Below are 26521 nucleotides of genomic sequence, written 5' to 3' on the forward strand. Positions count from 1 at the left end.
ATTGTTTCGCTGACGGAATTATGCTGATTAGGGCGGCCATATGCGCCGCTCCGGCAACGGAAACTGTGACTGACAGGCGGCGGTATGGCGAGTGATACGGACCGGATTTATATCGAGATTCTGGAAACGGTGCTGATGGCCACCCTGGATCCTGATTTGTGGAAATCGGCGCTGCAGAAACTGGCGTTTCTCACCGGCAGCGCCTTGATGGAGTTGTTTAACGTCAAGCCCGCCGAAAACGCAGTGGCGGAGCTGCTGGTGCGGGGTATGACGCCTTACATCTGGGCGTATCTATCGCCACGATCGGAACCCACCTTAGCGCCCTGTACCAGAAAACCCATACTCGACATCAGGCAGAGCTCCTGCTGATTCTCCGCGTAATCGACGGCGAATGGTTTCGCTCGGTCAGGAATGATGGTCGCGCAGGAAAACGGTCAGCACCTCTTTCGGCGGCACGCCGCCGCATTCGCCAATCATCCAGCCCACCGCGCCGCGGTGATAGGCGCCGTGAAAGAGCATGTGGTTCAGCATCTCCATCGCGGTCATATTGCCGTCGCCGCCGTCGACAAATTTGAAGGCGATACGTTCGTGGAAGTCGGCGGGGGTCATGGCGCTGACGTACTGAATGTATTCGTCCGTACAGGCGGTCATGGCCGTTTCCAGCTCATCAACGGTTGGCGTCTCAGGGGTATTCAGCGCGGTGTAGCCGTGCGGCCTGCCGCGCAGGTTCGCCCGGAAAATCATATCAACGACATGGATATGGTTCATCAGCCTGATGGTCAGGTGACGCTTTTCGCCATGTACCGTTCCGTCAATCGCGCGGATCGCCTGTAAGGTGGCAAGGTCAATCCAGCGCTTGTATTTCAACAGCGTTACTACTGTGTCTTTGTCCATAGTCGGTCCCGGGTTGGTTGAACCGTTATCATACTGGTTATGCCGGTGAGCCGTCACTCACCGGCATCAGGCACAAAAAAGCCTCGCCGAGGCGAGGCTTTTCAATAAGCAGGTGATTTAGTCAAACACACCGTTAATCACGGCGGTGACGATCGCGGTGCTCAGGGCCACCAGCACCAGATCATCGCCGACCGCCCGCCATTCATAGCCCGGATAATAGGGCAGGTCGTTAATCATAGAAGCTGGCAGGGTCTTTTTGGCGATCCCCGGAGGGAGCGGTTTGCCGCGGGCGACATTTTTGGCGATACCCGGCGGCAGCGCCTGATAGCCGACCAGACCGTAGTTCACGGCAAGGGAGCGCGCCCGTGAGAAGCTAATATCGCTGTCGACGTGGTCGGGCTTGCCGTAGTTTTTCCGTTTGCCGTGATCTTCAGTGGACTGGCCTTTATTTTGCCCTTTATTGCCATGGTCGCCACTGTTACCGTTGTTACCATGATTGCCGCTATTGCCATGGTTACCACTGTTCCCGTGATTACCACCGCCGTTGCCATTGCCATTACCCGGGTTGGCATACGCTGGCGCGGCCATGACGGCAAGGGAAATAACCGCCGCCAGTGCTGTTTTGAGAGTGCGACGCTTAAGCATGATGTTGATACCTTAAGAGGGGGTACACGCTTAAAAAATAAGATAAAGCTATACCCCAGGCAATCTCATGTTGTCTTATTTTTTTGCCCTTATTTAATTAGCGGCGGGAAAAGGGTAGCGGGACGCGGACGAGCAATTCCATTGCTGCGTTTTGACAGACGGGCGACCGCGCCCCGCTAAATATCTTGCCGGGAGGATCGCTCCCGGGCGTGGAGAAAAAATGCCCGAAGCCATTGGGCAAAAGAGTACAAAGATGTTCCGCTTCATTTATCGCGCGTCTCACAAGACGGGGCGGATAGTAAATCCTGGCGCTGCCGCGCACAATCGGTCGGTTGTTTAGAAATAAATAACCCCATTGACCGCGCTCAGGATGCGACCCAATGACAGGCGACCCGATGGCCCGGGGCCACCTCGCGCAGCGCCGGAGGCTCTCTGCGGCAACGTTCGCTGGCCAGCGGGCAGCGGGATGAAAAGCGGCAGCCGGCGGGGGGATTGGCCGGATCCGGGATCTCGCCTTGCACCAGCGCCTGCGGTTCACTGTGCGGGTCGAGGGTCGGCACCGCAGCCAGCAGGGCGCGGGTGTAGGGATGGAGGGGGCGGTTGAACAGCGCATCGCGGCTGGCGCTTTCCACCAGTTGCCCGAGATACATCACCGCCACATCGTCACATAAATGCTCCACCACCCCGAGGTCGTGGGAGATAAACAGAAACGTGACCCCGCGGTTGTCGCGCAGGTCGGAAAACAAATTGATGATCTGCGCCTGAATCGACACATCAAGGGCCGAGATGGGTTCATCGGCGACGATAAAATCCGGGTTGAGGATCAGCGCCCGGGCAATACCGATCCGCTGACGCTGGCCGCCGGAAAACTGATGCGGGAAGCGGGCATAGTGTTCCGGCGCCAGGCCGCAGATCTTCATCACGTCGATCACCCGGTCATATAGCTCATTGCGGGCGCACAGTTTGTGCTGCAGCATGGCTTCGCCAATCGCGTCGCCAATACGCAGCCGCGGGTTCAGCGAGCTATAGGGGTCCTGAAACACCAGCTGCATCCTGGGCCGGATAGCGCGCAGGGCAGGCGCGGTCAGGTCGGCCAGCTCCTGACCGTGAAATTTCACGCTGCCGGCGCTCTTCTCGTACAGGCCAAGCAGGGTCCGGCCGACGGTGGTTTTACCGCTGCCGGACTCGCCCACCAGGCCAAAAATGGTGCCCGGACGGATATTAAAGCTGACGCCGTCCACCGCGCGAAGCTCGCCGGTCTGCTGACCAAACAGGCCGTCGCGTAGCGGAAAATATTTTTTCAGTCCATCCACTTCAATGACATAGCGTTCGCTCATGCTGTCACCTCCGCAAATTCGCTATAAAAGCAGGCAGCACGTTGGCGGTCGCCGAGCAGCGGCGGAATCGCCTCCCGGCAGCGCGCCGTCGCCCGCTCGCAGCGCCCGGCAAAGGCGCAGCCCGCCGGCAGGGCGGCCAGATCCGGCACCTGGCCGGGAATTGAGTACAGCCGCCGACGCCGCTCACCGGGCACCGGTCGGGAGGCGATCAGCCCCCGCGTGTAGGGATGCTGAGGATGCCGTAGCACTTCCGCGGTGGCGCCTTGTTCCACAATTCGTCCGGCATACATCACCACCACCTGCTCGGCCATCTGCGCGATCACCCCCAGGTCGTGGGTAATCAGCATCATCGCCATCTGGCTGGCCCGGGCCCGATCCTGCAGCAGGCGTAGGATCTGCGCCTGCACGGTCACGTCGAGAGCGGTGGTGGGTTCGTCGGCGATCAGCAGTTTGGGCCGACAGCTCAGCGCCATGGCGATCATCACCCGCTGCAGCATGCCGCCGGAAAGCTGGTGAGGATAGCGGGTCATCAGGCTGTCCCCGCGCGCCAGGCCGACCTCGCTTAACAGCTGGATGGCCTGATGCCAGGCGGCTTTCGGCGTGGCGCCGAGGTGGCGGATCGGCGGTTCGCACAGCTGCTCCCCGATGGTCAACACCGGGTTGAGGGCCGACATCGGTTCCTGAAAAATCATTGCCAGCTGGTGGCCGCGCAGATCGGCCATCTGTCTGGCTTTCAGCCGCAGCAGATCGCGGTCCGCGAAGCGGATCTCGCCGCCGTCGATGCGCGCCGTCTGCGGCGGCAGGAGGCCCATCAGCGCCATGGCGGTGACGCTTTTGCCGCAGCCGGATTCACCCACCACGCCAACGGTTTGCCCGGCCTGAATGGTGAAAGAGACCTCCTGCACCGCGCGCACGCGAGAGCGTTCGCCGGCGAAAGAGACGGAGAGATGATTAAAGGAGACTAACGGCGTGGTCATTTCAGCCTCGGTTTCATATTGGGATCCATGGCGTCGCGCAGGCCATCGCCCAGCACGTTGATGGCGATCACGGTGATAAAGATGGCGATGCCCGGCGGCATCCACAGCCAGGGGCGGCGCTGGAAATCGATCAGGCTGTTAGCGGCATCCATCATATTGCCCCACGACGGCGTCGGCGGCACCACGCCGAGGCCGAGATAGCTCAGCGCGGATTCACTGAGAATGGCGTTGGCGACGGCCATGGTCGCCATCACCACCAGAATCGGAATGGTATTCGGCAGCAGGTGGCCAAACAGCCGGCGACGCGCCGACAGGCCCAGCACCTGGGTGGCCAGCATAAAATCGCGTTCGCGCAGGGAGAGACATTGCCCGCGCACCAGCCGCGCCAGTCGGGGCCACTCCAGCAGGCTGAGCATCACCACCACCATATAAATGCGCGAGTCCGGCGAAAAATCGAGCTCAGAAAGCATCGCCCCGGCGACGATCAATAGCGGTAACCCAGGGATAGTCATCACCAGGTCGGCCACACGCATGATCAGTTTGTCGGTTAACCCGCCGACGTAACCCGAGAGGGCGCCGAGCAGGTAGCCGAGGCACACCGACATCACCATGGTCAGCAGGCCGATAACCAGCGAGATGCGCCCGGCCAGCAGCAGGCGGGTGTAGACATCGCGACCGAGGAAATCGGTCCCCAGCCAGTGTTCCGCCCCGGGCGGCTGGTTGATGCTCAGGGCGTCGGTGGCATCATCACTCCACGGCGACCAGACGGGCCCCAGCACGCACCACACCGCCATCACCGCCAGCAGGAGCAGGCAGAACATGGCCAGCCGGTTACGGCGCAGCTGTCGCCACCCCTGGCGCCAGGGAGAGGGGGTAATGTGCGCCAGCGCCGGGATAGCCGCCTGCCGCTGGCGGCGACGGGAAGCTAAGTAAGACAGGATCATCATGACCTCACCCGAATACGCGGATCGGCCCAGGCGTACAGCACGTCGGCAAGCAGATTCCCGACGATCGTCAGCACCGCCAGAAACAGGGTAAACCCCATCAGTACCGGATAGTCGCGGGCGGCCAGCGAGTCGATATGAATGTGGCCCGCCCCCGGCCAGTTGAATACCTTTTCGGTAATGATCGCCCCGGAGAACAGCCCCGGCAGCTCGAAGCCCAGCAGGGTGATAATCGGCAGCAGGGCGTTGCGCAGGGCATGTTTGAGGATCACCGTGCGCTCCTGCAACCCCTTGGCGCGGGCGGTACGGATAAAATCCATTTTCACCACGTCGAGCATACTGGCGCGCACATAGCGCGTCAGGCTGCCCGCCTGCAGCATCACCAGCGCCAGCACCGGCAGCGCCAGATGGGCAGCCACCTGCAGCACATACTGCCAGCCGCTCTCGTCGCTGCCGGTATTGGTCATCCCGCCTACCGGCAGCCAGTGGAGATCGACGGCGAACCATTTAATCAGCAGCAGGCAGAGGAAAAAGGTGGGGAACGACATGGCGGCAAACACCGCGACGCTCACCAGATGATCAAACCAGGAGCCAGGGCGCAGGGCAGAAACCACGCCCACCGCCAGGCCGATGCCCCAGTAAAAGACCAGCGCGACGCTGGCCAGCAGAAAAGAGTTCCAGATGTACTGGTTGAGCAACTGGCTGACCGGGATCTGATACTGCAGCGAAAAGCCTAAATCACCGCGCAGCAACTGTCCCAGCCAGTGGAGGTAGCGGGTCAACAGCGGCTGGTCGAGGCCGTAGATCGCCTTCAGCTCCGCGGCGCGGGCAGCGGTCAGGGTGATATTGCCATCGATAAAGTCGCCGGGGGTTTTGGCAAACAGCAAAAAAATAATGAAGGAGGCCAGCAGCAGCATCGGCAGCGTTTGCAGCAGGCGCCTCAGGATGAAATTTCTCATGACGGTCTCACATCAGCCGCCGGTTAACCCGGCGGCCAGGGATTTATTTGACGATTTTTACATCCGGCAGGCTGCCGGTCAGGCCGTTGTAGATATCCGGCTTAAAGCCGCTGACGCGGGCGCTGCTGGCGGAAAGGATCTCGCGATAGCCGAGCAGGATCACCGGCGGATCGTCGGCCAGCACTTTATACAGCTGGTGGTAGATCGGCTTGCGCTGTTCGATGTCGAGCACCGCGTTGCCGGCGTTAATCAGCTTATCGACTTCCGCGTTATGGTAGCCGGACTCTTTAGCTTCGCTGCTGTAGAAATCCCATACCCCGTCGTGCGGGTCGTTGAGGGTGCTGGTGCTGAACGAGGCCAAATCGTAATTTCCGGCTTTGCGCTGCGCCATCAGGGCGTTGAAATCCACCACCTGCGGCTTAAGCAGCACGCCGATCTGCCGCCAGTTCTCCTTGGCGATGGGGATCAGCGCATCGTTGAGTACCTTCTTGCTCACCAGCAGGGTCAGCTCCAGGCGCTGGCCGTCTTTGGCGCGGATACCGTCGGCGCCTGGTTTCCAGCCAGCCTCATCCAGCAGCTTTTTGGCCTGTGCCGGATCGTAAGGGTAAGGGTTGACGCCTTCAGCGTTAAAGGCCCAGGAGATCGGCGCGATCGGTTCGATGGCGACTTTGCCGTATCCCTGATAGACCACGTCGATCAGCTTCTGCCTATCCAGGCCGTAAATCAGCGCCTGGCGCACGCGCTTATCCTGCAGCGCCGGGCGATGCACGTTGAATTCCACCTGGCTGTAGTCGCTGGAGCCGTAAAGATTAATATTGGCGAAGCCGAGCATCTTCAGTTGCTCAATATCGTCGGGGCGCGAGGTAAAGGCGTCGTAGTCGGTTTCCCCGGTCTGGAACAGCTGGAAGTTGGTCGACGGATTGGTCACGCGATAGATAAAGCGCGGCGTTGGCGGCGTCCCACGGTAAAAATGGCTATTGGCATGGAAGCGTATTTCCTGACCGGGAATATATTTGTCGTACACGTAAGGGCCGTTGCCCAGCGGCTTGCCGTGCAGTGAGCGCAGATAGTCGAGATTCCCCCGCTGATACCCTTTGCCGTACCAGGCTTTCGACAGTACAGGCCCGCCAATTTTGGCCAGCGTGGTGGCGCCTGGCTGCGTGGTGGTCACCTGCAGGGTGAGCGGGTCGATGACCTTCAGGCCGCTGACGCTGTCAGCCTTGCCGGCTTTGTAGTCCGCCCCGCCGGCGATATTGGCCAGGGTGATGTCGGTATCGCCATCATAGCTGGGGTCGAGCAGGACCGTCAGGGTAAAGGCGACATCTTCCGCCGTCAGCGGTGAGCCGTCGCTAAAGGTGAGACCAGGGCGCAATTTGATGGTATAGACTTTGTTATCCGGGCTGACCGTCCAGCTCTCCGCCAGTCCCGGGACCAGCTTGCCCTGGCTGTCCCAGTCGATCAGGCGTGAAAAAATGACGTTAGTCACGTTCTCATCCCAGCCGTTGACGAAAAAGTAGGGGTTAAAGATCCCTTGCGGCTCGGAGATCCCGGCCACCACCGTGTCTGTGCGCAGTTTGGCGCTGGCCGGGATCTGGCTGGCGTCAGTGGCCGGGGTGATACCTTCTTTCAGGATCACTTCCGCATGGGCAACAGAAGAAAATGCTACCACGCCGCCGAGCAGGGCCACTTTTAGCGCCAGGGCGAAGCGGGTTTGTCTGGTTTTTAATCCTTGTTGTAATCTGGACAAAAGTGCTACCTCATCAAATGATTGCGTGGTTATTTACAATTCATGACGAAAGATAAGAGGCGCACTTCTCCCTGTCTAACACTGAAACGCTATGATTTATAACTAATTATCCTTAGCAAAGGATCGGCAATATAATCCCATTTTATGGCTATGAAGCAGTGGTTTCCGCTGTCTGATGATGGTTGGTCAGCATGCTGTCTGTGACCCAGTTTTTCAATCGGGAGGTTCTGAACAGGCGTCACACCTGCGCGGTATTCGCCGGCTGAAAGGGAACGATGATAGTGGCCCCGTACCGACCGCCGTGTAGGGAGTAAGGCTCCCTGGCGGTCAGCTCCGGGCAGACGTTAACGCTCCTTCGCCGCTGGGGGCAGCAGGGAGGGTGCGGTTTCGGTTAGCGGCAACCAGAGCCGCTCGGGGTCATTAAATCCCTCTTCGACAAGGGCATAAAAGCGGCTGGCGTGGAGACCATCGACGAAGGCATGGTTAAACCGCCCGGCCACCGGGATAACGCCATTCTGCAATTTACCCCAGGTGAGCGCGGGGACCGCCGCGCCGACGGCATATTCCGCATGGGTCATCGAGGTGAAGTGGAGCCATGGCAGACAGCTGGCGCAGATAAAATGCTCGCCATCGACGATGAGCGGCGCCGGGGATGTCTCTCTTGCCGCGACAATCTTCGGCGTGGCCGCGGCGCTGAAGGCGGTGAACTCGGGGGCGTTGTCGCACCACACCTGACGGAATCCCTCTCCGACGGTCATCACCGGCGTCATTACTGCCAGACTGTCATATTCAATCACCTCATCGTTCCACACGCGCTGGCGTAGCTGCGGTACCCCGTTGGCCGCGCGCAGCAGGGCATAGAGCGCGAGCTGAAAAAACGAGACCCGACGGTCCTTCGCACATTCGTACAGGCGCTGCGCCGCTATCGGCACGCAGAGATTAAAGCTGGGGTTGGCGAATTGGCGGTAAAAAGTGAAATGGTCCCGGCGGGGCCAGGATGCGGTGTCGATAATCCGGTAATGTGCCATGGATGCCTCCTGAATACTGGCGTTCTGCTGACTATGCGACGATTTCGATCAGGTTGCCATCGGGATCGGCGATCACCGCCTCGTAATAGCCGTCGCCGGTGGTGCGCGGCGGCGAAATCAGTATTCCGGCGGCCCCGGCGCGTTGGGCGATGGCATCGACCTGTTCCGCCCCGCCAACCGAGAGGGCCAGATGCGCCCAGCCGGTATGGTTATTATTCGCGCAGGCCTGCTGCAGGCCAGGCTTGGTCATCAGCTCGATCACCACCTCGTCGTCGATAGTAACAAAATAGGAGGCAAAGCCGGGGTTGGTCTGGCTAAGGTATTTTTCATTGATGCTGGCGGCAAAGAAGTCCACCCAGAAGCGGGCCTGGACGTCGAGCTGTTGGGTCCACAGGGCGAAATGGGCAATTTTCATGGTAAACCTCCGGGCAGGAACGTTGACAACCAGAGCAGGGCAGACGATCATGCTTGCTACTGCTCGGTTTTGATCATTCAAGGATTGTGTTATGCTCGATTATGCTGCTTTCCCTCAACAGCGACAAGCGCTGATTTGCCAGATCCTGCAGGAAAACGGCAGAGTGGTGTGCGCGGAGCTGGCGGCGCGTCTTCAGGTGTCGGAGCATACCATCCGCCGCGATCTGCATGAGCTCAGCCGCGAGGGATTCTGTAAAAAGGTGTATGGCGGGGCGGTGCTGAGTCTGCCGGAAGCGGGGGATTACAGTGAGCGGAAAGATAAAAACCGCGCGATAAAGCTCAGGATCGCGCAACAGTGTGCCCGGCTGGTGAAGCCCGGCGGCACTATTTTCATTGATACCGGGACCACCAATCTGGCGATGGCCGAGGCGCTGCCCACCGAGCTGGCGCTGACGGTGGTAACGAACTCGCCGGAGATCGCCGCGGTACTGGTGAAAAAACCGCTGTATGACGTGGTGATGCTTGGCGGCCAGGTACAGCGCGCGAGCGGCGGTTGCGTCGGCGCCGCGGCGGTGGCTCAGGTGCAGGGCATGTTATTCGACCAGGGGTTTATCGGCGGCTGCGCGATGGCGCCAGAGTCGGGCCTGACCGGCTTTGACTATGCCGACTGCGAGTTCAAGAAAGCGGTCATTAAACAGTGCAGCGAGATTATTGTTGGTCTGACTTCGGATAAAATTCCGGCAGCAGCGCGGTTTGTGGTGGCCGCCAGCAGCGATATCGATGTGCTGGTGGTGGAAGAGAATATCAGTCGCGAATATCGCGTTGCCTTTCAGCAGCACGATATTCGCATCTATACCGTGTAACCCGCTAGCGGGTGAGGGAGGTGGCGATAAGCCGCAGGCCCAGCGCCCCCAGCACCGTCGCTGTGGCGATGTCGATCCGCCGCTTCAGCCGCAGGTAGACGCGCCGCGGGCGGTCGGCAGACAGCACCAGCGCCACCAGCGAATACCAGCTGACGTCGATCAGAAAGCTCATCAGCGGCACGATGTAATAGAAGGCGGTGGGGATCTGCGCCGGCAGCAGGGCGGTAAAAATTGAGGCGAACACCAGCGCCGTTTTGGGATTGCTGAGCTGAGTATACAGCCCGTCGCGGAAGGTCTTCAGCAAAGAGCGGTTGCCGGCCATCCCGCTGGCGGAAAAATCCATCGGCTGCGCCGACCCGCGAAAAATTTTATAGCCCAGCCACAGCAGATAGAGCCCGCCCGCCACCTTCAAACCAATAAACAGCTCCGGCACCGCGGTGAGCACCTTCTGCAGGCCCAGCATCGCCATAATGGAGAAAATGGCCGCACCGGCGCCGGTACCGAGGGCGGTCACCATACCGTGCAGACGCGAGCGAGCGACGGCATTGCGCGCGACAAAAATAAAGCTTGGGCCGGGACTGATCACGCCCATGATCAGCACCGCGGCAATGGCCATCAGGCTGGATAGGAACATAGCGACTCCTGTTATGTCCGCCGCAGGCAGGCGGTCGGTAACGTGTGGACGGTTGGAGCAGACAGAGTAGCAAACTGGTTCAGGAAAGCACGTCAAAAAGGTGTGTATTAGACGGGGAGAAGCAGGCGTTGGCGGCGCGCGTTTTCTGCGCAACTGTTTGAATAACGATTCCCATTCTTGTCATCGATGGTAAACTGAATAACTGTGATCTTTGTCATACCGTAATAACTACAGAGAAGAGACACTGCTATGCAACATATCATTGAGGGCTTCCTCAACTTCCAGAAAGAGATCTTCCCCCAGCGTAAAGAACTCTTCCGCAGCCTGGCCTCCAGCCAGAATCCCAAAGCGCTTTTCATCTCCTGTTCTGACAGCCGTCTGGTGCCGGAACTGGTTACCCAGCAGGAGCCGGGACAGCTCTTTGTCATTCGTAATGCCGGGAATATCGTGCCGTCTTTCGGGCCGGAGCCGGGCGGCGTTTCCGCGACCATCGAATATGCCGTGGTTGCGCTGGGCGTGACGGATATCGTGATCTGCGGCCATTCCAACTGCGGCGCGATGAAAGCGATCGCCACCTGCCAGTGCCTTGAGCCGATGCCGGCGGTGTCTCACTGGCTACGCTATGCCGATGCCGCGAAAGCGGTGGTGGAAAAGAAAACCTGGGCTAGCGAAACCGATAAGGTCAACGGCATGGTGCAGGAAAACGTCATCGCCCAACTGAATAACATCAAGACCCATCCTTCGGTGGCGGTTGGTCTGCGCGACCATACCCTGCGCCTGCATGGCTGGTTCTACGACATCGAAACCGGCGATATTCAGGCGCTGGATAAAAACACGAAATCCTTTGTTTCGCTGTCGGAAAATCCGGACGTCTTTTTCGAATAAAGTCTTTCCAGGGCACGGAGGCCCTGCAAACCCTCACCACGCCACGCAAATTTTGCCAAAATGGGCGCCGCTTTGCAGATAGCGGAAGGCCTCCGACTGATTCGCGGCGACAGACCACTCCGCTTTACGCCGACAAGCCGCAGATAATCCAGCCAATCGGGTATTTATTGTTATCAGGCTTTTTTTGTGCTGAGTGTCAGTATTGTCCAGGATCCGGCGAATGCCGCATGGACCTGCCGGGAAAGGTCAGGAAGGGGAAAAACTAAAGCGCCGTCCAGGCGGCGCTTTAGGAAACGTTTAGGGGCAAGGGTTTATTTGCTCAGTTCAGCCGTCATATGAACACGGTTGTTAAACTGGGCGCTGGTAATTTTATAGGATGCACCCTGTTCTGCGGCCTGGGCGGCAATTTTAGCTTCCGCGCGGTCCAGCGTGGAGGCAGTGGCGCTGACGCTCTGAGCAAAGCTGGCAGCAGAGAACAGAGACAGCGCAGCAATAGCTACGAAAGTTTTGATGAATTTCATGATCGTATTCCTTAATTTGGTGTCTGATAAAGGGCCTGTTGCCCTGATGTGATAAAGAATACGCTTGATTGCTGGGGCTTAAAATCAAAACAATTTGCGAAACTCTTTCAAATAATATGAATGATTTTCCGCCGGTCGCGAGGCTGCGCGCGGCGGCAGGGTTGCATTAGCTGCTGTGGTCAGGCATCGGAGGTCGGCAGACAGGCGACTAAAAGAGAGCCTGTCGGTCATGAAATGATGAAAATGGCTATGACTGACCAGGCGGAAATTCACTTTAATCCTTTCCAGGCCGTTATAGACCCGCTTGCGATTAATCCCCAGCGTAGCGGCCATTTGATGAACCGACTGACCCTTCATGGTGGCATCAATCATCCGCATCTCCAGGCGGTTGAGCGGGGCTCGTTGACGGAAAGAAACGCTCTGACGTTGGTGACGCGGCACGAGTGGCCAGCGGCGCTCGGCCAGGCAGCGCAGAAGGCGGCTCACTTCACGTACCGCTTCGCGCTGGCTGACCCACAGTAGGGTATCCGCGAAAAAGGCGCGTCCGCGCCTTACGTTGCCGGCTGACGTAAAGCCAATGACCAGGCCCTGAAAGTGCTGAGCGATTTCAGCGGCAGCCAGGTAATCATGATAGTTTTCCAGTGACAAAATAATCACATCCAGCCCGGACAGTTCTGGAAGATGGCTGAGGGGCAGGGAGTGAATAACCTTTAATTCGGGCGCTGTTTTCTGAATATCCCGAAAACACTGGGCGATACCGATATTAAAATAAATATTATTGCTGTGAATTAAAATATTCAACGAATAAACCCTGTTGCTGGCGATGTAAACGGCGCGGGGAGGGGGTTAGCTGCGTACCAGAAGCTTATTCATATCAGCAGGCGAAGTGTTTATATAATTCATCATCCCCGGCGGTTTGTATGAATAAATTTCGGCTACGTAAACGTTATTAATATAATACCCCGCGCACTTAACGCGGATGATTAACGCGCTCTCCACGCCAGCCTGGTGTAAGCGAGACTTTAAGCTCTGAATAACCTGCCATAGGCGCTGCGCGGAAGGGCGGAGATTATTTTTTTCCCAAACGTTAATCATTAACTCTTCATCGCTGACCAGACGTTCTCTGCCGTGCGCCAGCAGGTACTCCAGTAAACAGGCCATGGTGCTGCGTAGCTGGACTTGCGTCCGTGTCCCGCGCAGCGTGATAATTTCCCGATGATGCAGGCAGTAGAAAATATTATCCGCTAACTTATAGCCAAGTAGTTTATAGCCTTTAGTCATCCACAACTCCCTGACAAATCCTCTTCTTGCCGGTGCAGAGTACCTGCCCGCTGCTGACTGACCAAGTGAATTTTATCAGTTAGAATAATCAAAACAAATAACCACATAGCCATACATAACTAGAATAAAAATCTGATAATATCGCTTGATTCTGTTGTATTATGCGGTATAGGAAAAGTCTTAATCAGGCGGCTGGCGAAGGTAAGCGGTTGAAAATATAGGTGGCATCGAAAAATAAATGCACTTAAATTGATTTGGATCAATTTAAGCTATTTCAGAGGGCGATGACCATTTACATTCTAAAACAAAGATTGAAATAACTTCCGTTACGCGGTGATACGCTAATTCTGAACTTGTGGAACTACCCAGGGAATGGTTCATTACTTTTCAGGAGCGTTTTTATGGTCATTGCAACTCGTAAGCCTCTGTGCAACAAACGCTGGTCGGCCAGCCCGGCCTCCCAGGATCTTCAGTTGACTCAGCTACGTCACCCGTGGGTCGCCACCAAAGCCAGCTGCAAAAGTAAAAAAGGGTGGAAGAGTCGCGGTTAACGGCTCGTCCACTTTCCCGGACAAAACGCCCCGGTCGTGCTCATGCCGCGACCGGGGTTTTACTGTGGTCATTGTTCTGCTCAACGATCACACCGAGCGCAGACAATAGCCTGAGGCGGTGTTCTCCACTCTGGCGAATCCCGGCAGGCCAAGATGCATACCGGCAATCAACCACCGTTCGCTGGCGGCCTGGCGCAGCAGGATCTCCCTGGTACGCCGGGCCTGTTCAGGATCGACGTCGAAGGCGACCGAGGCTTCTGGCCGCGCAGACTGAATGGACGGGAAATGGACGATATCCCCCCAGATCAGCAGCGAGGTATCGCCCGCTTCGAGACGATACCCGGTATGCCCGGGCGTATGGCCGGGCAGAGGGCACGGGCGGATCCCGGCGATCACCTCCTCATCATCAACCCCGCTGATTTGCGCCGCGCAGTTCGCCAGTACACGGCGAACAAGCAGCACGTTGCGCCGGCCGCGATCGCTGGCGTTGTCGAACGTGGATGTTGCCAGCCAGTAAGCGCTTTCCCGCGTAGGCAGGAACACCGTGGCGTTGGGATACGCTGGCGTACCAGCGGCGGACAGCAGGCCGCCGATATGGTCCGGATGGGCGTGGGTGAGAAGGATGGCGTCGATCTCCTCAGGACCAACGCCGAGCCGCGCCAGATTGGCGATAAGTTCGCCGCCAACGCCATTGGCTCCGCCGGTGCCGGTATCCACCAGCACCGTGTTCCCGCGACCGCGGATCAGATAGGCGCCAATCGCAATGGTCTCCGGCGAGGCTAATCCTGAATGCCGCTGCAGATGTTCCGCCTCCTCCCGCGAGATACCCGAGAGTAAGGACAGCGGCGCTGACATCAGACCATCACTCACGGCAGTCACCGTCAGGTCGCCAGCGGTCAACGTATAAAAGGGAGCAGGTGACATGGCGACCTCACGCGCGCTGCGCCGGGTTGCGTAACCGGGCGGTGATGGGCTGATAGATAAAGACGGCGGCAGTCGTGGCCAGGTGATGCAGGTTGTCTCGTGGGAGGATGGCGGCATACCGGCTTTGTTCGGTCGCCAGGCCGCCTGGCTGCAGGAGTATCGGCGCAGCGACGGGCAAGTCCTCCGCGGTATCGCCCAGCAGCAGCACTTCATCCGGGGCAACCTCCCGCAGCGTATTATTCGTTAGATAGAGATGGCGATGCCAGTCGGCGATCGCCGATTGCCAGCGGGCAAAATGGCCGCCGCCGTTGCGGCGGTAGGCATCGCTGTCGATGACGGTAGCATCGTGGATATCGTGCAGCGCCAGGTAGCAGGGGCAGCCCTCGCTAAGAGCGCGGAAGCGCTGGGAGGCGTAGAAACCGGGCACAGAGACCAGCGCCGGTAGTTTTTCCTGATTGTAAAAGGTATTCCACGCCGCTTCGCTTTGGGGATCGGTGTAGGCGCATTCGACGACATAGAGCATAGTGACCTCGATGAACAGATGATGTGGCGCACAAGGCGCTTTAGTGAGTTTTCATCATCCTATCGGCTAAAAATGGCGCTGAAAAACGATGTTAATTCAAGGCTTAGTGATATTCTGTCACTGACTTTCGGTGAGCCTGCACAAGGAGCATTGGCTATGCGTCGTAAAATCCCCAGCAGCGCTGCGCTACTGGCTTTTGAGGCCGCGGCTCGTCACGGCAACTTTGCCCGCGCGGCGGCGGAGCTCGCGTTAACGGAAGGGGCCATCAGCCGGCAGATTGCCCGTCTGGAAGCGCTCCTCGACAGTAAACTCTTCGACAGGACGGGGAGCCGGGTGCGGCTCAATCCGGCAGGCGCCCGCTATGCTCGTCAGGTCCGCGAGATCCTCGCTCGTCTGGAACGGGACACCCATGACGTCAGCGGGATGCCCGTCGATGGCCGCAGCCTGGAGATCGCCGTGCTCCCCACCTTCGCCAGCCGCTGGTTAATTCCCCGGCTCGGGCGCTTTGCGGCGCAGCATCCGCATATCGTGGTCAATATCGCCGCCCGCAGCGATCCCTTCATTCTGCCGGGAAGCGGATTTGATGCCGCTATCCATTTTGAACACCCGGCGTGGACCGGAATGGAGGTGACGTTTTTATTTGCGGAGTATTTGCTGCCGGTCTGCCATGCTGCGCTGCTGACGGATGACGATCTTCCGGGGCTGCTTAACCGGCTAACGCGCATTCACCGGCGGCAAAACCCGGACGCCTGGCTGCACTATGCCCGTGAGTGCGGTCTGGCGCTGGATAACCCCGCCCAGGGGCCGCGCTACGATCTGCATGAGATGGCGATCGCCGCGGTACTAAGTCAGCAGGGAGTGGCCCTGGTGCCGAAGATGTATGTGGAAAGCGAGCTGCGCGCCGGAACGCTGGCCGCCCCGTGGCCGGGCTCCCCGACGCTGGCTAAGCGCTTCTGCTTGATCAAACCCGGCGGCGGGGAGGGGGAGCCAGCGCTGCAGATGTTTGAGCGCTGGCTGCAGACGGAGATTGCGGCAGGTTAAGTCAGAGCTGGCCGGGAGACATTTAGCGCCGCCCATGGTTTCCTCCCTGTTTTACCGCGCGCTCGCTTTTTTAGGCCAGGGAATAGTTTTCAGTATGGAATATTGTTGTTGCGAAGCCACCGCTTCCGCCCTGCGTCCAGACGGCCTCCTTCTCTCGTCTTACAAAATATTATCAGTTTATTTTTTTTATTCTGTTTGTCGTCTTTTTCAGCATTACGCAGTTACTCCCGATCTGAACCGAGATGCCACTGAATTCAAACTGAATTTACTCCGGCAGTACGCGGATATGAACGGGATTTTCTTGTGCATGTATTGCTGAGCGACTGTTATTCCGGGCGTTAAATAAAAGATCACCGTTCTGCCTTACCCAGTGCGCTTTGGGTTCCTGTAGGGAACAGCGACGGGCGGTAGCGTTCGCGAAAGCAGGCGGGTGCGATAGCGCGGCCAGTGGGTGGGATGGCGAAGGGTAACGAATGGAGGACGTAATGATGAATCTTAACGCCAGAAAAGATGGAATGAAGCGATGAGGAACAGGCTGATAAACGATGTAACCAGTTTGGTAAAGCAACCGCCGGGGCAGTCACGCTACCGGATGGTTGTTCACCGGGGGTCGCAATATCGACAGCCTGCTGAATCAGCAACTGTTAACCCATATGGCGGCAGGACCGAAGCCGCAGCACCTGACGCGGAGCGGGATGAGGAAGAGGGGAACGCCTCAAGATGAGTGACCGCATTTTTGCAGGAAGTCTTGCCGGATTATTATTATCCGTTGGAGCTGAAACATCCAGAGCAATATACACGTCCCGATATCTGAAGCGCAGAAATCCGGTACTGCATGATAAACTGCAAAATCTGCGAGATCTGGATCTTCTGTATTTTCATGTTGAGGATATTGTAAAACCTTTCGAAACAGCGTGTATGGCCAGTGATAAGAATCCAGCAGAATTTAACAAAATATGTGAATATTTCTTTGGTGGATTATGAATATAAAACGAACATTACTCATCCTGTTTTCCCGTGTTATCAGAGGGGCTGGGATGGGATTAGGTGCTTCAGGTATCGCGCTGGCTGGTTGGTTCTTTTTTTTCTAAGTAAATGAATATAAATTTCTCTGGGGTTTACTTTCAGTTGTGGAATTCCTGGTGGGGTATCTGATATATCGATTTGCATATGCATATATTTATGATGAATGGAATGATTATCATTAAGAAATTAAACGGCGTGGTCTGTTGATCGATTTTTGATGCTCATTAAAAGGGTTGGCTTCCTTAGCACTCATGTGGACTAGTATGGACTATGCAAGGAAAACGCTTTGCCAATACACAACATTTTAAGTCAGCAATACCAACGGGGAGCAGGTGATAAAATTCAGGAATTACAGAAGGAAAAATGATTGGTGCGTCTGAATGGACTCGAACCATCGACCCCCACCATGTCAAGGTGGTGCTCTAACCAACTGAGCTACAGACGCATTATGGTGCGTTTAATTGGACTCGAACCAACGACCCCCACCATGTCAAGGTGGTGCTCTAACCAACTGAGCTATAAACGCATTATGGTGCGTTCGATTGGACTCGAACCAACGACCCCCACCATGTCAAGGTGGTGCTCTAACCAACTGAGCTACGAACGCAATGTTGTGGTGACAACGGGGACGCATATTAGCGGCAGGGAGGGGATGTGGCAAGAGGTAAACGTCACTTTTCTTGCACATTGCATGCGATTGCGGAACTTTTACTCATTCCGGATATATTTTACTGAACCACAAGGATATTTCTTCGCCAGCGAGCATCACGGCTCTTATTTTTCAGGCAGTCCAAACCTGCGCGGAAGGGTTGGCGATGTGTTAAATTATCGGCCACCAGAAGAGAAGGAGTCATAACGAAGATGAAATCGATTGGTATTTTCTGCGGTTCTTCAGCTGGCGAACATCCGCTGTACCTCGAAACCGCCCGTCTGGTTGGACGTACGCTGGCGCAGCAGGGGTTGGCGCTTGTCTATGGCGGCGGCAAAGTTGGTCTGATGGGGGCGGTCGCCGATGCGGCGCTGGAGGCCGGTGGTGTGGTGATCGGCGTGATGCCGCGCGGCCTGGTGGAGCGGGAAATTGCCCACCGCGGCTTGACGGAGCTGCATGTGGTCGAGGATATGCACGAGCGGAAAACCAAAATGGCGGCGCTGGCGGATGGCTTTATTGCCCTGCCGGGCGGGGCGGGGACGCTCGAGGAGATTTTCGAACAATGGACCTGGGCGCAGCTGGGGATCCATGAGAAACCGTGCGCGTTCCTGAATATTAAGGGTTATTACGATCCGCTTCAGGCGATGGTCGATAACATGGTACGGGAAGGGTTTATGCACCCGCGCTACGCGGAGATGCTGCCGTTCGCTACCTCGGCAGACGAGATTATCGCCGGTTTTCGCGACTATACGCCGCCGGCCCGAAAATGGGTTCAGCAGCCAGCTATTTAAACATCAAGCGCAGGGTAAACAGCGCGCAGACGATGAGCAGTAACAGCAGCAATTCGAAGCGATAGCGTTGCAGCATGATGTCCTCCTGAAAAAAAACCGGCGCTGTTCAGCGCCGGTTGATCACCTTAACGCCCTGACCATTATGCCGCCGGTTTAGCTGCATGGTGCGTCGTTTTATGGTGTTTCTTCGCCGCCTGCGCTTTCTGCGCTACTGCCGGTTTAGCAGCGGCTTTATGGTGTTTCTTCGCCGCCTGGGCTTTTTGCTCAGCAGCCGGTTTTGCAGCGGCTTTGTGGTGTTTCTTCGCCGCCTGCGCTTTCTGCTCGGCTGCCGGTTTCGCGGCCGCTTTGTGATGTTTCTTATGGTGAACGGTAGTATGGCTGGCTGCTGCACTCGGGGTGGTGCTTGCCGCATCGGCAGCGAAAGCAACTGATGACAGACCCATAGCAGCGGCAACGACCAGAGCTAATACTTTTTTCATTCTGAAATCCTCGACTTGGTTTCTTGAGTAACCCCACTGCGGGGCTGTTGGCAACACTATAAGCGCCTGCCGGGATGCTATCAGTGAGTCTTTGGTGTCAGGGAGTAACGGAATGTACAACGCGCCGTTATAGCGAAGAACGAAAAAGCCCGCCGGAGCGGCGGGCTTAGACAAGTTAGCGCGCAGCGCGCTTTAAGATGATGCTGGAAGGCTGGCGCTGCAGAAAACGCATCCGCAGCATCATCATGATGGCGGCGGAGGTCAGACCGATGATAAATCCGCACCAGAAACCGGCAGGTCCCATGCGGGGCACAATCATATCGGTCAGCGCCAGCAGATAGCCGCTCGGCAAACCCAGCACCCAGTACGCGGTAAAGGTAATGAAAAAGATAGACCGCGTATCTTTATAGCCGCGCAGAATGCCGCTGCCGATCACCTGAATAGAGTCGGAGATCTGATAGATAGCCGCCAGCAGCATCAGGTGCGAGGCCAGCGTCACCACCTCGGGATTATCGTTATACAGCAGCGCAATCTGCTTACGCATCAGGACGGTAAAGATAGCGGTAAATACCGCCAGGCAGACCCCCACGCCCACGCCGGTGCGGGCCGAAACCTGGGCATCGATCGTTGAGCCCTGGCCAAGGCGGAAGCCGACGCGAATGGTGACCGCCGCCGCCAGCGACAGCGGCAGAACGAACATCAGCGAGCTGAAATTAAGCGCGATCTGGTGACCAGCGACGTCAATGATCCCGAGCGGGGAGACCAGCAGCGCGACGACGGCAAACAGAGTGACTTCAAAGAACAGCGCCAGAGCAATGGGCAGCCCCAGCTGCACCAGCCGTAACAGGACGGCAAAATCAGGGCCGCTGAAGCGCTCGGCGCAGCGGATATCGCGCATCGTACGCGCCCGGCGCACCCACCACAGCATGCTGGCGAACATCACCCAGTAAACGGAGGCCGTCGCCACACCGCAGCCGACGCCGCCCAGCTCGGGCATGCCGAAATGACCATAGATAAAAATATAGTTCACCGGAATGTTGACCAGTAATCCAATAAAGCCCATGACCATCCCGGGCTTGGTTTTTGCCAGCCCTTCACACTGGTTACGGGCGACCTGGAAGAACAGATAGCCCGGCGCGCCCCACAGCAGCGCGCGCAGGTAGCCAACCGCCTTCTCTGCCAACAGCGGATCGATGTTATGCATGGAGCTGATGATGTATCCGGCGTTCCACAGCACGACCATGATCAGCACCGAGACAAAGCCGGCCAGCCAGAAGCCCTGACGCACCTGCGGCGCGATACGCTCTCGCCGCCCGGATCCGTTAAGTTGCGCCACCACCGGGGTCAGCGCCAGCAGAAGGCCGTGGCCGAAGAGGATCGCCGGCAGCCAGATGGAGGTCCCGATGGCCACGGCGGCCATATCCGTGGCGCTGTAGCCACCCGCCATCACGGTATCGACAAAACCCATCGCCGTCTGCGCCACCTGCGCAAGGATGACGGGTATAGCCAGAGCTAATAACTGACGCGCTTCAACGAAATACTTCTGCACGTGAACACCTTCGAATTGTTGTTATTTTGAGACTAAAAAAGCCGCCGTAACTGGCAGCAAGGGGATAAAAATGAGGAATTTCCAGTCTATTGTAGCGAGGATTGGCTATTAAGCCAGTGAAAAAAGAGTCGAGGCACGAAGCGCGCTGGCAACCGCTTTGCCCTCCTGTTATTGTTCCCGATAGCGAAAGCGGTAATGATACCGTCATGATTTTCAACAGGAGCCAAACATGTTTACTGGTATTGTTCAGGGAACCGCGAAAGTGGTCTCCATTGATGATAAACCCAATTTTCGCACTCACGTGGTTGAGTTACCGGCACATATGCTGGAGGGGCTGGAAACCGGCGCCTCGGTAGCCAACAACGGCTGCTGCCTGACGGTGACCGAAATCAACGGCGCGCGCATCAGCTTCGATCTGATGAAAGAGACGCTGCGGATTACCAATCTTGGCGATATTCAGGTCGGCGATGAAGTGAACGTCGAGCGAGCGGCGAAATTTAGTGATGAAATCGGCGGGCATTTAATGTCCGGCCACATTATGACCACCGCGGAAATCGTGAAGATTCTGACTTCCGAAAATAACCGTCAGATCTGGTTTAAAGTGCAGGATCCAACGCTGATGAAATACATCCTCTATAAAGGATTCATCGGTATTGACGGCATTAGTCTGACGGTGGGTGAGGTGACGGCGACCCGTTTCTGCGTGCATCTTATTCCGGAGACGCTGCAGCGGACCACCCTGGGAGCGAAAAAACTGGGCGATCGCGTCAATATTGAGATTGATCCGCAGACCCAGGCGGTTGTCGATACGGTCGAACGCGTGCTGGCCGCGAAAGAGATGGCGGCTAAGGTCAATGAAGCCTGAAAAAAAATCCCCCGCCGATAAGCGGGGGAGTGTTATTTAACGGGCGACGCGCAGTCCATGTTCAATACCGCGCGAGAACACCACCTGCCAGAGCTGAATGTCGCGGGCGCGGAAGGCGCCGGCGCAGGCGTTCAGATAATAGGTAAACATGCGTTTGAAACGCTCAGAATAGTTATCGGCAATTTCCGGCCAGCTGGCGAGGAAACGCTCATACCAGGCCATCAGGGTCGTGTCGTAATCGGCGCCGAAGTTGTGCCAGTCTTCCATCACAAAATGCTTCTCGCTGGCTTCGGCAATGTGACGCACGGAAGGCAGGCAGCCGTTCGGGAAGATATATTTATCGATCCACGGGTCAACGTTATGGTCGGTGACCTTGGAGCCAATGGTGTGCAGTAAAAAGCGGCCGTTGGGTTTCAAATTACGGTCGGCAACCTCAAAGTAGGTAGCGTAATTTTTCGGCCCCACGTGCTCAAACATGCCAACGGAGACGATGCGGTCAAAGCTGTCGTGCAGATCGCGATAATCCTGGAGACGAATCTCTACATCGAGATCGGCGCAACGCGCCTGGGCCATTTTTTGCTGTTCGGCGGAGATGGTTACACCCACGACGCTGACCTGATAATTTCGCGCCATATATTCGGCGAGACCGCCCCATCCACAGCCAATATCCAGTACCCGCATGCCTGGCTCCAGCTCCAGTTTGCGGCAGATGAGATCCAGCTTAGCCTGCTGGGCGGCCTCGAGGCTCTGCGCCTCTTTCCAGTAACCGCAGGAATATTGCATATAGGGATCAAGCATCCGGCTGAAGAGATCGTTGCCAAGGTCGTAGTGCTCTTTACCGACAATCCAGGCACGTTTTTTACTTTGTAGATTAAACAGACGAGCGCCTGCGATGCGGAGTGTGTCTTTGAAATGGTGTGGGAGCTGCTTTTCCAACCCGGCGCGTAACACCTTGTGGAAGAATATATCCAGACGCTCGCATTCCCACCAGCCGTCCATATAGCTTTCGCCTAAACCCAGCGAACCTTCCTGCAAAACCCGTTTAAAAAAGAGAGGATTTTTAACCCGCAGGTCGGACGGCGCGGAGCCATTGATTTCAATTCCCGCACGGCCTAATAATTCAGCTGCAATCCGGTACCAGTCATCATTTGGTACACTTACTTCTTCTATACACGATGAACTCATAGCTTCTCCATCACGCCCAAGTGATCAGAACCTTAAAACAGCGTAGACGCTTTTTTGGCTTTGTGAGAAATCTCACGGATAATCCGTGAAGTCGCTATCCGACGTAAACAGAGGAAGGGAGATAACCCTTGCCGAAAGGCCTTCCATGGTGAAACGGAGGCATCCTGCATCCGTTAATCTGTAACTATTTTCTATTTATGTGAACCCGGATCCAGTATAGGACGCTAAGTACTGGCTTTCAATAAAAATTTCTTAGCATGCTAACGACTGGTCCGGGCCCTGGCGACGGGCATTACGCGTGGGAAGGGTGGGGTGTCAGCTCCGGCGTCTGCTGCAGGCGATAGCCTATTCCGGCTAAGCCAATCGAAACCAGCATGACGCTGGTGGTGGTCAGCAGCGGCGTGGCGATCAGCGCGGATACCAGCAGACTGGTCAGGAAGCACAGGCCAAGCTGCAGGGTATTTTGCAGCGCCGCCGCGCGGCCGGTCGCCTGCGGAAAAGGCTTCAGCGCCTGAGCAACCACGATGGGGTAGATCCCGCCGTTGACCACCGCCATCATGCAGAACGGGATCATTAACGCCACCAGCGAGGCATGGGTTTGCAGGCCCACCAGCCAGGTGGCGGCTACGCTGACGGCAAAAATCACCAGCAGCCACGGCAGCATCTGTTGACCGGACCATTTCTGCAGCAGCGCGCGACAGCCATAGCCTCCCACCAGAAAGGCGATGGTCTGCGGAATATAGCTCAGGCCGATAGCGGTTGGGCCATAGCCCATTTCATGCAGGATAAAAGGTGAACCGGTAAGCCAGGCGAAGAAGCTGGCGGAACAGGCGGCGTAGATCAGGACGTTGCCGCTGTATTCCCGGGAGCGCAGCAGCGCGAGAAAGGTGATCTTTTGCTGCGTCACTACTACTGACTTCGCGGCTGCCTTCAGGCGCAGGGCAGGCAGCATCAGCAGCAGAGTGATGGCGAACAGGGTGGCGAAGATGGCTTGCCACTCGAAGTGCACCAGCAGCCAGCTGCCCAGCAGCGGGGCCAGCGCCGGCGACAGTCCTACCAGCGGCATAATGGTGGCGAAGATGCGGTTCGTGCGCTGGGCAGGATAGTAATCGGCGACCATCGCCTGCCAGGTAACGGCCGCGGCACAGACGCCAATCGCCTGCAGAAAGCGCAGCGCCAGCATCAGGGTGGCGTTGTGCACCCACAGCATCCCCAGACAGCCGGCCGCGAAAATCGCCAGGCCGCTCAGCAGCACCGGTTTACGTCCATAGCGGTCCGACAGCGGTCCCCAGAACAGCTGGCCCAGCGCGAAGCCGGCGAGGAACAGGCTCAGGCTGGCGCTAATGGAGGCGGCGGAGGTGTTGAGATCCTGCTGCATGGCGGCAAACGCCGGCAGGTACATATCGGTGGCCAGAAAGCCCAGCACGCTCAGGCCGGCCAGCCAGACTAAAAATCCTTTCCCGGGTTGTGACATAACGTTCTCATAGTTGGTGTACAGGTACGATGCCGCAGAGTGTAGGGAGTGCATTGTGGCTTGTGAAACGCTAATATTTGTCACATGCATTCAAAAATTTTGCAGGCAGAAAATGTGGTCTGAATACTCTCTGGAAGTGGTTGATGCCGTCGCCCGTAACGGCAGCTTCAGCGCGGCCGCGCAGGAGCTTCACCGGGTGCCTTCCGCGGTCAGCTATACCGTGCGTCAGCTCGAAGAGTGGCTCGCCGTTCCCTTATTTGAGCGTCGCCATCGTGATGTGGAGTTGACCCCCGCCGGGGTCTGGTTTTTACAGGAAGGGCGCTCTGTTATCAAAAAAATGCAGATCACCCGCCAGCAGTGTCAGCAAATTGCGAACGGCTGGCGCGGACAGTTGTCGATCGCAGTGGATGATATTGTGAAACCGGCGCGGATGCGTCAGATGATCGTCGACTTCTATCGCCATTTTCCCGACGTCGAACTGATCGTCTTTCAGGAAGTATTCAATGGTGTATGGGATGCGCTGGCCGACGGCCGCGTTGAGCTGGCGATTGGCGCAACGCGATCTATTCCGGTCGGCGGTCGCTATGCGTTCCGCGATATGGGGATGCTGAGCTGGGACTGCGTGGTGGCGAGCGATCATCCGCTGGCAAAGATGGAGGGACCCCTGAGCGACGACGTCCTGCGTAACTGGCCGTCGCTGGTGCGGGAGGATACCTCGCGCTCGTTGCCTAAACGGACAACATGGTTGCTGGATAACCAGAAGAGGGTAGTCGTCCCTGACTGGGAATCATCAGCAACCTGTTTGTCGGCAGGACTCTGCGTCGGCATGGTGCCGAGCCATTTCGCCCGTCCATGGATAGATCGCGGCGAGTGGACTGCGCTGGCGCTGGAAAATCCGTTCCCGGATGCCGCCTGCTGCCTGACGTGGCAGCAGAACGATGCCTCACCGGCGCTGAACTGGATGCTTGACTATCTGGGGGACAGCGACACGCTGAATCGGGAGTGGCTGCGGGCGCCGGAGAGATCCGCGCCCGCCAGATGCCTTAACGACGATAATCGACAAACGGGCCATCCGCTACCGAGCGGCGCTCAACCAGACGAGGGTGCACTTCGATAGACTGCGACTCTTCACGCTTGTTGACGATACGATCCAACAGCATGTTAAATGCGGCCTCGCCCAGGGAATCTTTCGGCTGATGAATGGTGGTTAACGCCGGGCTGAAATAGCGGGCGTTGCGCACATTATCATAACCGATCAGCGAAATGTCCTGCGGCACCCGCAGTCCCATTTCATCCGCCGCGCAGATAGCGCCCATCGCCATGATATCGCCGCCGCAGAAGACCGCCGTCGGGCGGTGCTGCTGGTTTAGGATCTGCTGCATTGCGCGGTAGCCGGACTCCGGCTCGAAGTCGCCCTGCACAATCCAGTTTTCCGGCACGCTGATATGCGCCTCTTTCATCGCCTGCATGAAGCCGGCCAGTCGCCCCGCGCCGGTGTTGCGCTCCAGCGGACCCGGGATCACGCCGATTTCGCGATGGCCGCGTTCAATCAGGTAGCGTCCGGCGATATAGCCGCCCTGGAAGGCGTTATCGATCACCGCATCGGTGAAGTCGGCTTTCGCCTCGCCCCAGTCCATCACCACCATCGGGATATGGCGGTACTCTTCCAGCATGCTCAATACCGAATCCGGATACTCGGAACACATCACCAGCAGACCGTCTACGCGCTTTTGCGCCATCATCGACAGATAGGCGCGCTGTTTTTCCAGATCGTTCCACGCGTTACCGAGGATCAGAGTATAGCCCTTCTGGAAGCAGCTCTTTTCAACGGACTCAATAATTTCAGCGAAATAGGCGGCTTCGCTACTGGTCGCCAGCAGGCCAATCGATTTGGTGTGATTGACTTTCAGGCTGCGCGCCACGGCGCTCGGCGAGTAGTGCAGCTCTTTGATCGCCGCCCATACCGCATTACGCGTCTCTTCGGCAACGAAACGGGTTTTGTTAATTACATGTGACACAGTTGTAGTGGAAACGTTTGCGCGTTTCGCTACATCTTTAATAGTTGCCATTACATCTCACTCCATGCCTTGACCTGATCGCCTGATCATCGATACGTAAACGTTTGCCTACACACACCCTGAATACAATTTTCAACATTGCATCACGTCGGGAAAACGACACAGAACGACAGGAAGGGGTCAATGGCCGATACGCTTTTAAATTAGCGTGGGATTTTGTCCGATCTTGGGGCAAAGTGGAAGAGCAAAAATGTGCATCGCCCTAAATCCCGGAAGATTTTTGCGATTTTTTGTGCAAAAATGAGCAAGCTCACTTT

The 26521-nt window shown here is 57.1% G+C and carries 29 protein-coding genes, 3 tRNA genes and 1 pseudogene; 10 read left to right on the forward strand and 23 right to left on the reverse strand.

The genetic code is table 11. The features are described from left to right. Nucleotides 1-84 precede the first annotated feature (84 nt). The gene (locus KHQ26_RS01775; RefSeq protein ID WP_004180186.1) at nt 85-369 is read left to right on the forward strand and encodes a hypothetical protein; all 285 of its coding nucleotides are present in this window, start codon (nt 85-87) and stop codon (nt 367-369) included. A 36-nt stretch (nt 370-405) separates the two neighbouring features. Here KHQ26_RS01775 and KHQ26_RS01780 read toward each other — a convergent pair whose 3' ends face one another. The 9 genes from KHQ26_RS01780 to KHQ26_RS01820 all read right to left on the reverse strand — a co-directional run bounded on the left by KHQ26_RS01780 (nt 406) and on the right by KHQ26_RS01820 (nt 8946). Then, entirely contained in the window at nt 406-894 is a 489-nt protein-coding gene (locus KHQ26_RS01780) for a DinB family protein (protein WP_004175817.1), read from the reverse strand. A gap of 117 nt (nt 895-1011) precedes the next feature. Next, on the reverse strand, nt 1012-1539 hold the full coding sequence (locus KHQ26_RS01785; protein ID WP_002907918.1) for an anti-virulence regulator CigR family protein: 528 nt from the start codon (nt 1537-1539) through the stop codon (nt 1012-1014). A 365-nt stretch (nt 1540-1904) separates the two neighbouring features. Then, the gene (locus tag KHQ26_RS01790; RefSeq protein WP_004151191.1) at nt 1905-2876 is read right to left on the reverse strand and encodes an ABC transporter ATP-binding protein; all 972 of its coding nucleotides are present in this window, start codon (nt 2874-2876) and stop codon (nt 1905-1907) included. Continuing rightward, nucleotides 2873-3853, reverse strand: a complete 981-nt coding sequence (locus KHQ26_RS01795; RefSeq protein WP_020804610.1) for an ABC transporter ATP-binding protein — start codon at nt 3851-3853, stop codon at nt 2873-2875. The genes KHQ26_RS01790 and KHQ26_RS01795 overlap by 4 nt, the downstream gene beginning before the upstream one ends. Then, entirely contained in the window at nt 3850-4800 is a 951-nt protein-coding gene (gene opp4C / locus KHQ26_RS01800; RefSeq protein ID WP_016197619.1) for an oligopeptide ABC transporter permease, read from the reverse strand. The genes KHQ26_RS01795 and opp4C overlap by 4 nt, the downstream gene beginning before the upstream one ends. Next, nucleotides 4797-5756 (reverse strand): ABC transporter permease, encoded by a 960-nt coding sequence (locus tag KHQ26_RS01805; protein WP_004175825.1) that lies wholly within the window; start codon nt 5754-5756, stop codon nt 4797-4799. Before KHQ26_RS01805 ends, opp4C begins: the two co-directional genes overlap by 4 nt. Before the next feature lie 43 nt (nt 5757-5799). Next, nucleotides 5800-7503 carry an ABC transporter substrate-binding protein gene (locus tag KHQ26_RS01810; RefSeq protein WP_020804628.1) on the reverse strand — a complete coding sequence of 568 codons (1704 nt, stop codon included), beginning with the start codon at nt 7501-7503 and terminating at the stop codon, nt 5800-5802. Nucleotides 7504-7847: 344 nt separating this feature from the next. Beyond that, complete coding sequence (locus KHQ26_RS01815) at nt 7848-8531, reverse strand: CatA-like O-acetyltransferase, family 1 (RefSeq protein ID WP_020804622.1); 684 nt, start codon at nt 8529-8531, stop codon at nt 7848-7850. A 31-nt stretch (nt 8532-8562) separates the two neighbouring features. Continuing rightward, on the reverse strand, nt 8563-8946 hold the full coding sequence (locus tag KHQ26_RS01820) for a VOC family protein (RefSeq protein ID WP_020804617.1): 384 nt from the start codon (nt 8944-8946) through the stop codon (nt 8563-8565). Between the two features lie 91 nt (nt 8947-9037). Here KHQ26_RS01820 and KHQ26_RS01825 point away from each other — a divergent pair, with 91 nt between their 5' ends. Further along, the gene (locus KHQ26_RS01825) at nt 9038-9808 is read left to right on the forward strand and encodes a DeoR/GlpR family DNA-binding transcription regulator (RefSeq protein WP_004184291.1); all 771 of its coding nucleotides are present in this window, start codon (nt 9038-9040) and stop codon (nt 9806-9808) included. Nucleotides 9809-9812: 4 nt separating this feature from the next. On the opposite strand, the gene KHQ26_RS01830 is transcribed toward KHQ26_RS01825, so the two are convergent. After that, nucleotides 9813-10442, reverse strand: coding sequence for a LysE family translocator (locus KHQ26_RS01830; RefSeq protein ID WP_002907812.1), 630 nt, complete (start codon nt 10440-10442; stop codon nt 9813-9815). A 249-nt stretch (nt 10443-10691) separates the two neighbouring features. Here KHQ26_RS01830 and KHQ26_RS01835 point away from each other — a divergent pair, with 249 nt between their 5' ends. After that, nucleotides 10692-11327 carry a carbonic anhydrase gene (locus KHQ26_RS01835; RefSeq protein ID WP_002907811.1) on the forward strand — a complete coding sequence of 212 codons (636 nt, stop codon included), beginning with the start codon at nt 10692-10694 and terminating at the stop codon, nt 11325-11327. A 311-nt stretch (nt 11328-11638) separates the two neighbouring features. On the opposite strand, the gene KHQ26_RS01840 is transcribed toward KHQ26_RS01835, so the two are convergent. The 3 genes from KHQ26_RS01840 to KHQ26_RS01850 all read right to left on the reverse strand — a co-directional run bounded on the left by KHQ26_RS01840 (nt 11639) and on the right by KHQ26_RS01850 (nt 13129). Continuing rightward, the gene (locus KHQ26_RS01840; protein ID WP_004175838.1) at nt 11639-11848 is read right to left on the reverse strand and encodes a YdgH/BhsA/McbA-like domain containing protein; all 210 of its coding nucleotides are present in this window, start codon (nt 11846-11848) and stop codon (nt 11639-11641) included. A gap of 84 nt (nt 11849-11932) precedes the next feature. Next, nucleotides 11933-12649 (reverse strand): hypothetical protein, encoded by a 717-nt coding sequence (locus KHQ26_RS01845; protein ID WP_020804625.1) that lies wholly within the window; start codon nt 12647-12649, stop codon nt 11933-11935. 45 nt (nt 12650-12694) lie between these two features. Further along, entirely contained in the window at nt 12695-13129 is a 435-nt protein-coding gene (locus KHQ26_RS01850) for a winged helix-turn-helix domain-containing protein (protein WP_004143863.1), read from the reverse strand. A gap of 401 nt (nt 13130-13530) precedes the next feature. Between KHQ26_RS01850 and KHQ26_RS01855 the strand changes: the two genes are divergently transcribed. Next, nucleotides 13531-13680, forward strand: a complete 150-nt coding sequence (locus KHQ26_RS01855; protein WP_002907802.1) for a hypothetical protein — start codon at nt 13531-13533, stop codon at nt 13678-13680. A gap of 87 nt (nt 13681-13767) precedes the next feature. Here KHQ26_RS01855 and KHQ26_RS01860 read toward each other — a convergent pair whose 3' ends face one another. Then, a complete protein-coding gene (locus tag KHQ26_RS01860; protein ID WP_004180178.1) occupies nt 13768-14604 on the reverse strand; it encodes an MBL fold metallo-hydrolase in 837 nt (278 codons plus the stop codon). Between the two features lie 7 nt (nt 14605-14611). Then, complete coding sequence (locus tag KHQ26_RS01865; RefSeq protein WP_020804614.1) at nt 14612-15127, reverse strand: DUF4286 family protein; 516 nt, start codon at nt 15125-15127, stop codon at nt 14612-14614. A 156-nt stretch (nt 15128-15283) separates the two neighbouring features. Between KHQ26_RS01865 and KHQ26_RS01870 the strand changes: the two genes are divergently transcribed. The 3 genes and pseudogenes from KHQ26_RS01870 to KHQ26_RS01875 all read left to right on the forward strand — a co-directional run bounded on the left by KHQ26_RS01870 (nt 15284) and on the right by KHQ26_RS01875 (nt 17152). Continuing rightward, nucleotides 15284-16168, forward strand: coding sequence for a LysR substrate-binding domain-containing protein (locus tag KHQ26_RS01870; RefSeq protein ID WP_004180176.1), 885 nt, complete (start codon nt 15284-15286; stop codon nt 16166-16168). 602 nt (nt 16169-16770) lie between these two features. After that, a pseudogene (locus KHQ26_RS26270) lies at nt 16771-16896 on the forward strand (hypothetical protein); the annotation flags it as partial. After that, nucleotides 16889-17152, forward strand: coding sequence for a hypothetical protein (locus KHQ26_RS01875; RefSeq protein ID WP_071599329.1), 264 nt, complete (start codon nt 16889-16891; stop codon nt 17150-17152). The pseudogene KHQ26_RS26270 and the gene KHQ26_RS01875, both read left to right, overlap by 8 nt. A gap of 410 nt (nt 17153-17562) precedes the next feature. Here KHQ26_RS01875 and KHQ26_RS01880 read toward each other — a convergent pair. The 3 genes from KHQ26_RS01880 to KHQ26_RS01890 form a co-directional block, all read right to left on the reverse strand. Continuing rightward, nucleotides 17563-17639, reverse strand: a tRNA-Val gene (locus KHQ26_RS01880). A 4-nt stretch (nt 17640-17643) separates the two neighbouring features. Continuing rightward, a tRNA-Val gene (locus KHQ26_RS01885) sits at nt 17644-17720 on the reverse strand. 4 nt (nt 17721-17724) lie between these two features. Further along, a tRNA-Val gene (locus KHQ26_RS01890) sits at nt 17725-17801 on the reverse strand. A gap of 254 nt (nt 17802-18055) precedes the next feature. On the opposite strand from KHQ26_RS01890, the gene KHQ26_RS01895 reads away from it, so the two are divergent. Beyond that, nucleotides 18056-18634 (forward strand): TIGR00730 family Rossman fold protein, encoded by a 579-nt coding sequence (locus tag KHQ26_RS01895; RefSeq protein WP_004175848.1) that lies wholly within the window; start codon nt 18056-18058, stop codon nt 18632-18634. Between the two features lie 140 nt (nt 18635-18774). Here KHQ26_RS01895 and asr read toward each other — a convergent pair whose 3' ends face one another. Both asr and mdtK read right to left on the reverse strand, forming a co-directional pair. Beyond that, the gene (asr, locus tag KHQ26_RS01900) at nt 18775-19113 is read right to left on the reverse strand and encodes an acid resistance repetitive basic protein Asr (protein WP_004175849.1); all 339 of its coding nucleotides are present in this window, start codon (nt 19111-19113) and stop codon (nt 18775-18777) included. Between the two features lie 175 nt (nt 19114-19288). Next, nucleotides 19289-20662 carry an MdtK family multidrug efflux MATE transporter gene (gene mdtK / locus KHQ26_RS01905; protein WP_211777834.1) on the reverse strand — a complete coding sequence of 458 codons (1374 nt, stop codon included), beginning with the start codon at nt 20660-20662 and terminating at the stop codon, nt 19289-19291. A gap of 229 nt (nt 20663-20891) precedes the next feature. On the opposite strand from mdtK, the gene KHQ26_RS01910 reads away from it, so the two are divergent. After that, on the forward strand, nt 20892-21527 hold the full coding sequence (locus KHQ26_RS01910) for a riboflavin synthase (RefSeq protein WP_002907792.1): 636 nt from the start codon (nt 20892-20894) through the stop codon (nt 21525-21527). A 36-nt stretch (nt 21528-21563) separates the two neighbouring features. On the opposite strand, the gene cfa is transcribed toward KHQ26_RS01910, so the two are convergent. Continuing rightward, nucleotides 21564-22712 (reverse strand): cyclopropane fatty acyl phospholipid synthase, encoded by a 1149-nt coding sequence (gene cfa, locus KHQ26_RS01915; protein WP_002907788.1) that lies wholly within the window; start codon nt 22710-22712, stop codon nt 21564-21566. A gap of 292 nt (nt 22713-23004) precedes the next feature. Beyond that, entirely contained in the window at nt 23005-24186 is a 1182-nt protein-coding gene (punC, locus tag KHQ26_RS01920) for a purine nucleoside transporter PunC (protein WP_211777835.1), read from the reverse strand. 112 nt (nt 24187-24298) lie between these two features. On the opposite strand from punC, the gene punR reads away from it, so the two are divergent. Further along, nucleotides 24299-25303, forward strand: a complete 1005-nt coding sequence (gene punR, locus KHQ26_RS01925; RefSeq protein WP_002907780.1) for a DNA-binding transcriptional activator PunR — start codon at nt 24299-24301, stop codon at nt 25301-25303. Here the strand turns inward: punR and purR are convergent. Beyond that, nucleotides 25230-26255: an HTH-type transcriptional repressor PurR gene (gene purR / locus KHQ26_RS01930; protein ID WP_002907778.1), complete on the reverse strand. Its 1026-nt coding sequence runs from the start codon at nt 26253-26255 to the stop codon at nt 25230-25232. The genes punR and purR overlap by 74 nt on opposite strands. Nucleotides 26256-26521 lie beyond the last annotated feature (266 nt).

This window comes from Klebsiella sp. 10, assembly GCF_018223925.1.
GTDB classification, from domain to species: domain Bacteria; phylum Pseudomonadota; class Gammaproteobacteria; order Enterobacterales; family Enterobacteriaceae; genus Klebsiella; species Klebsiella pneumoniae.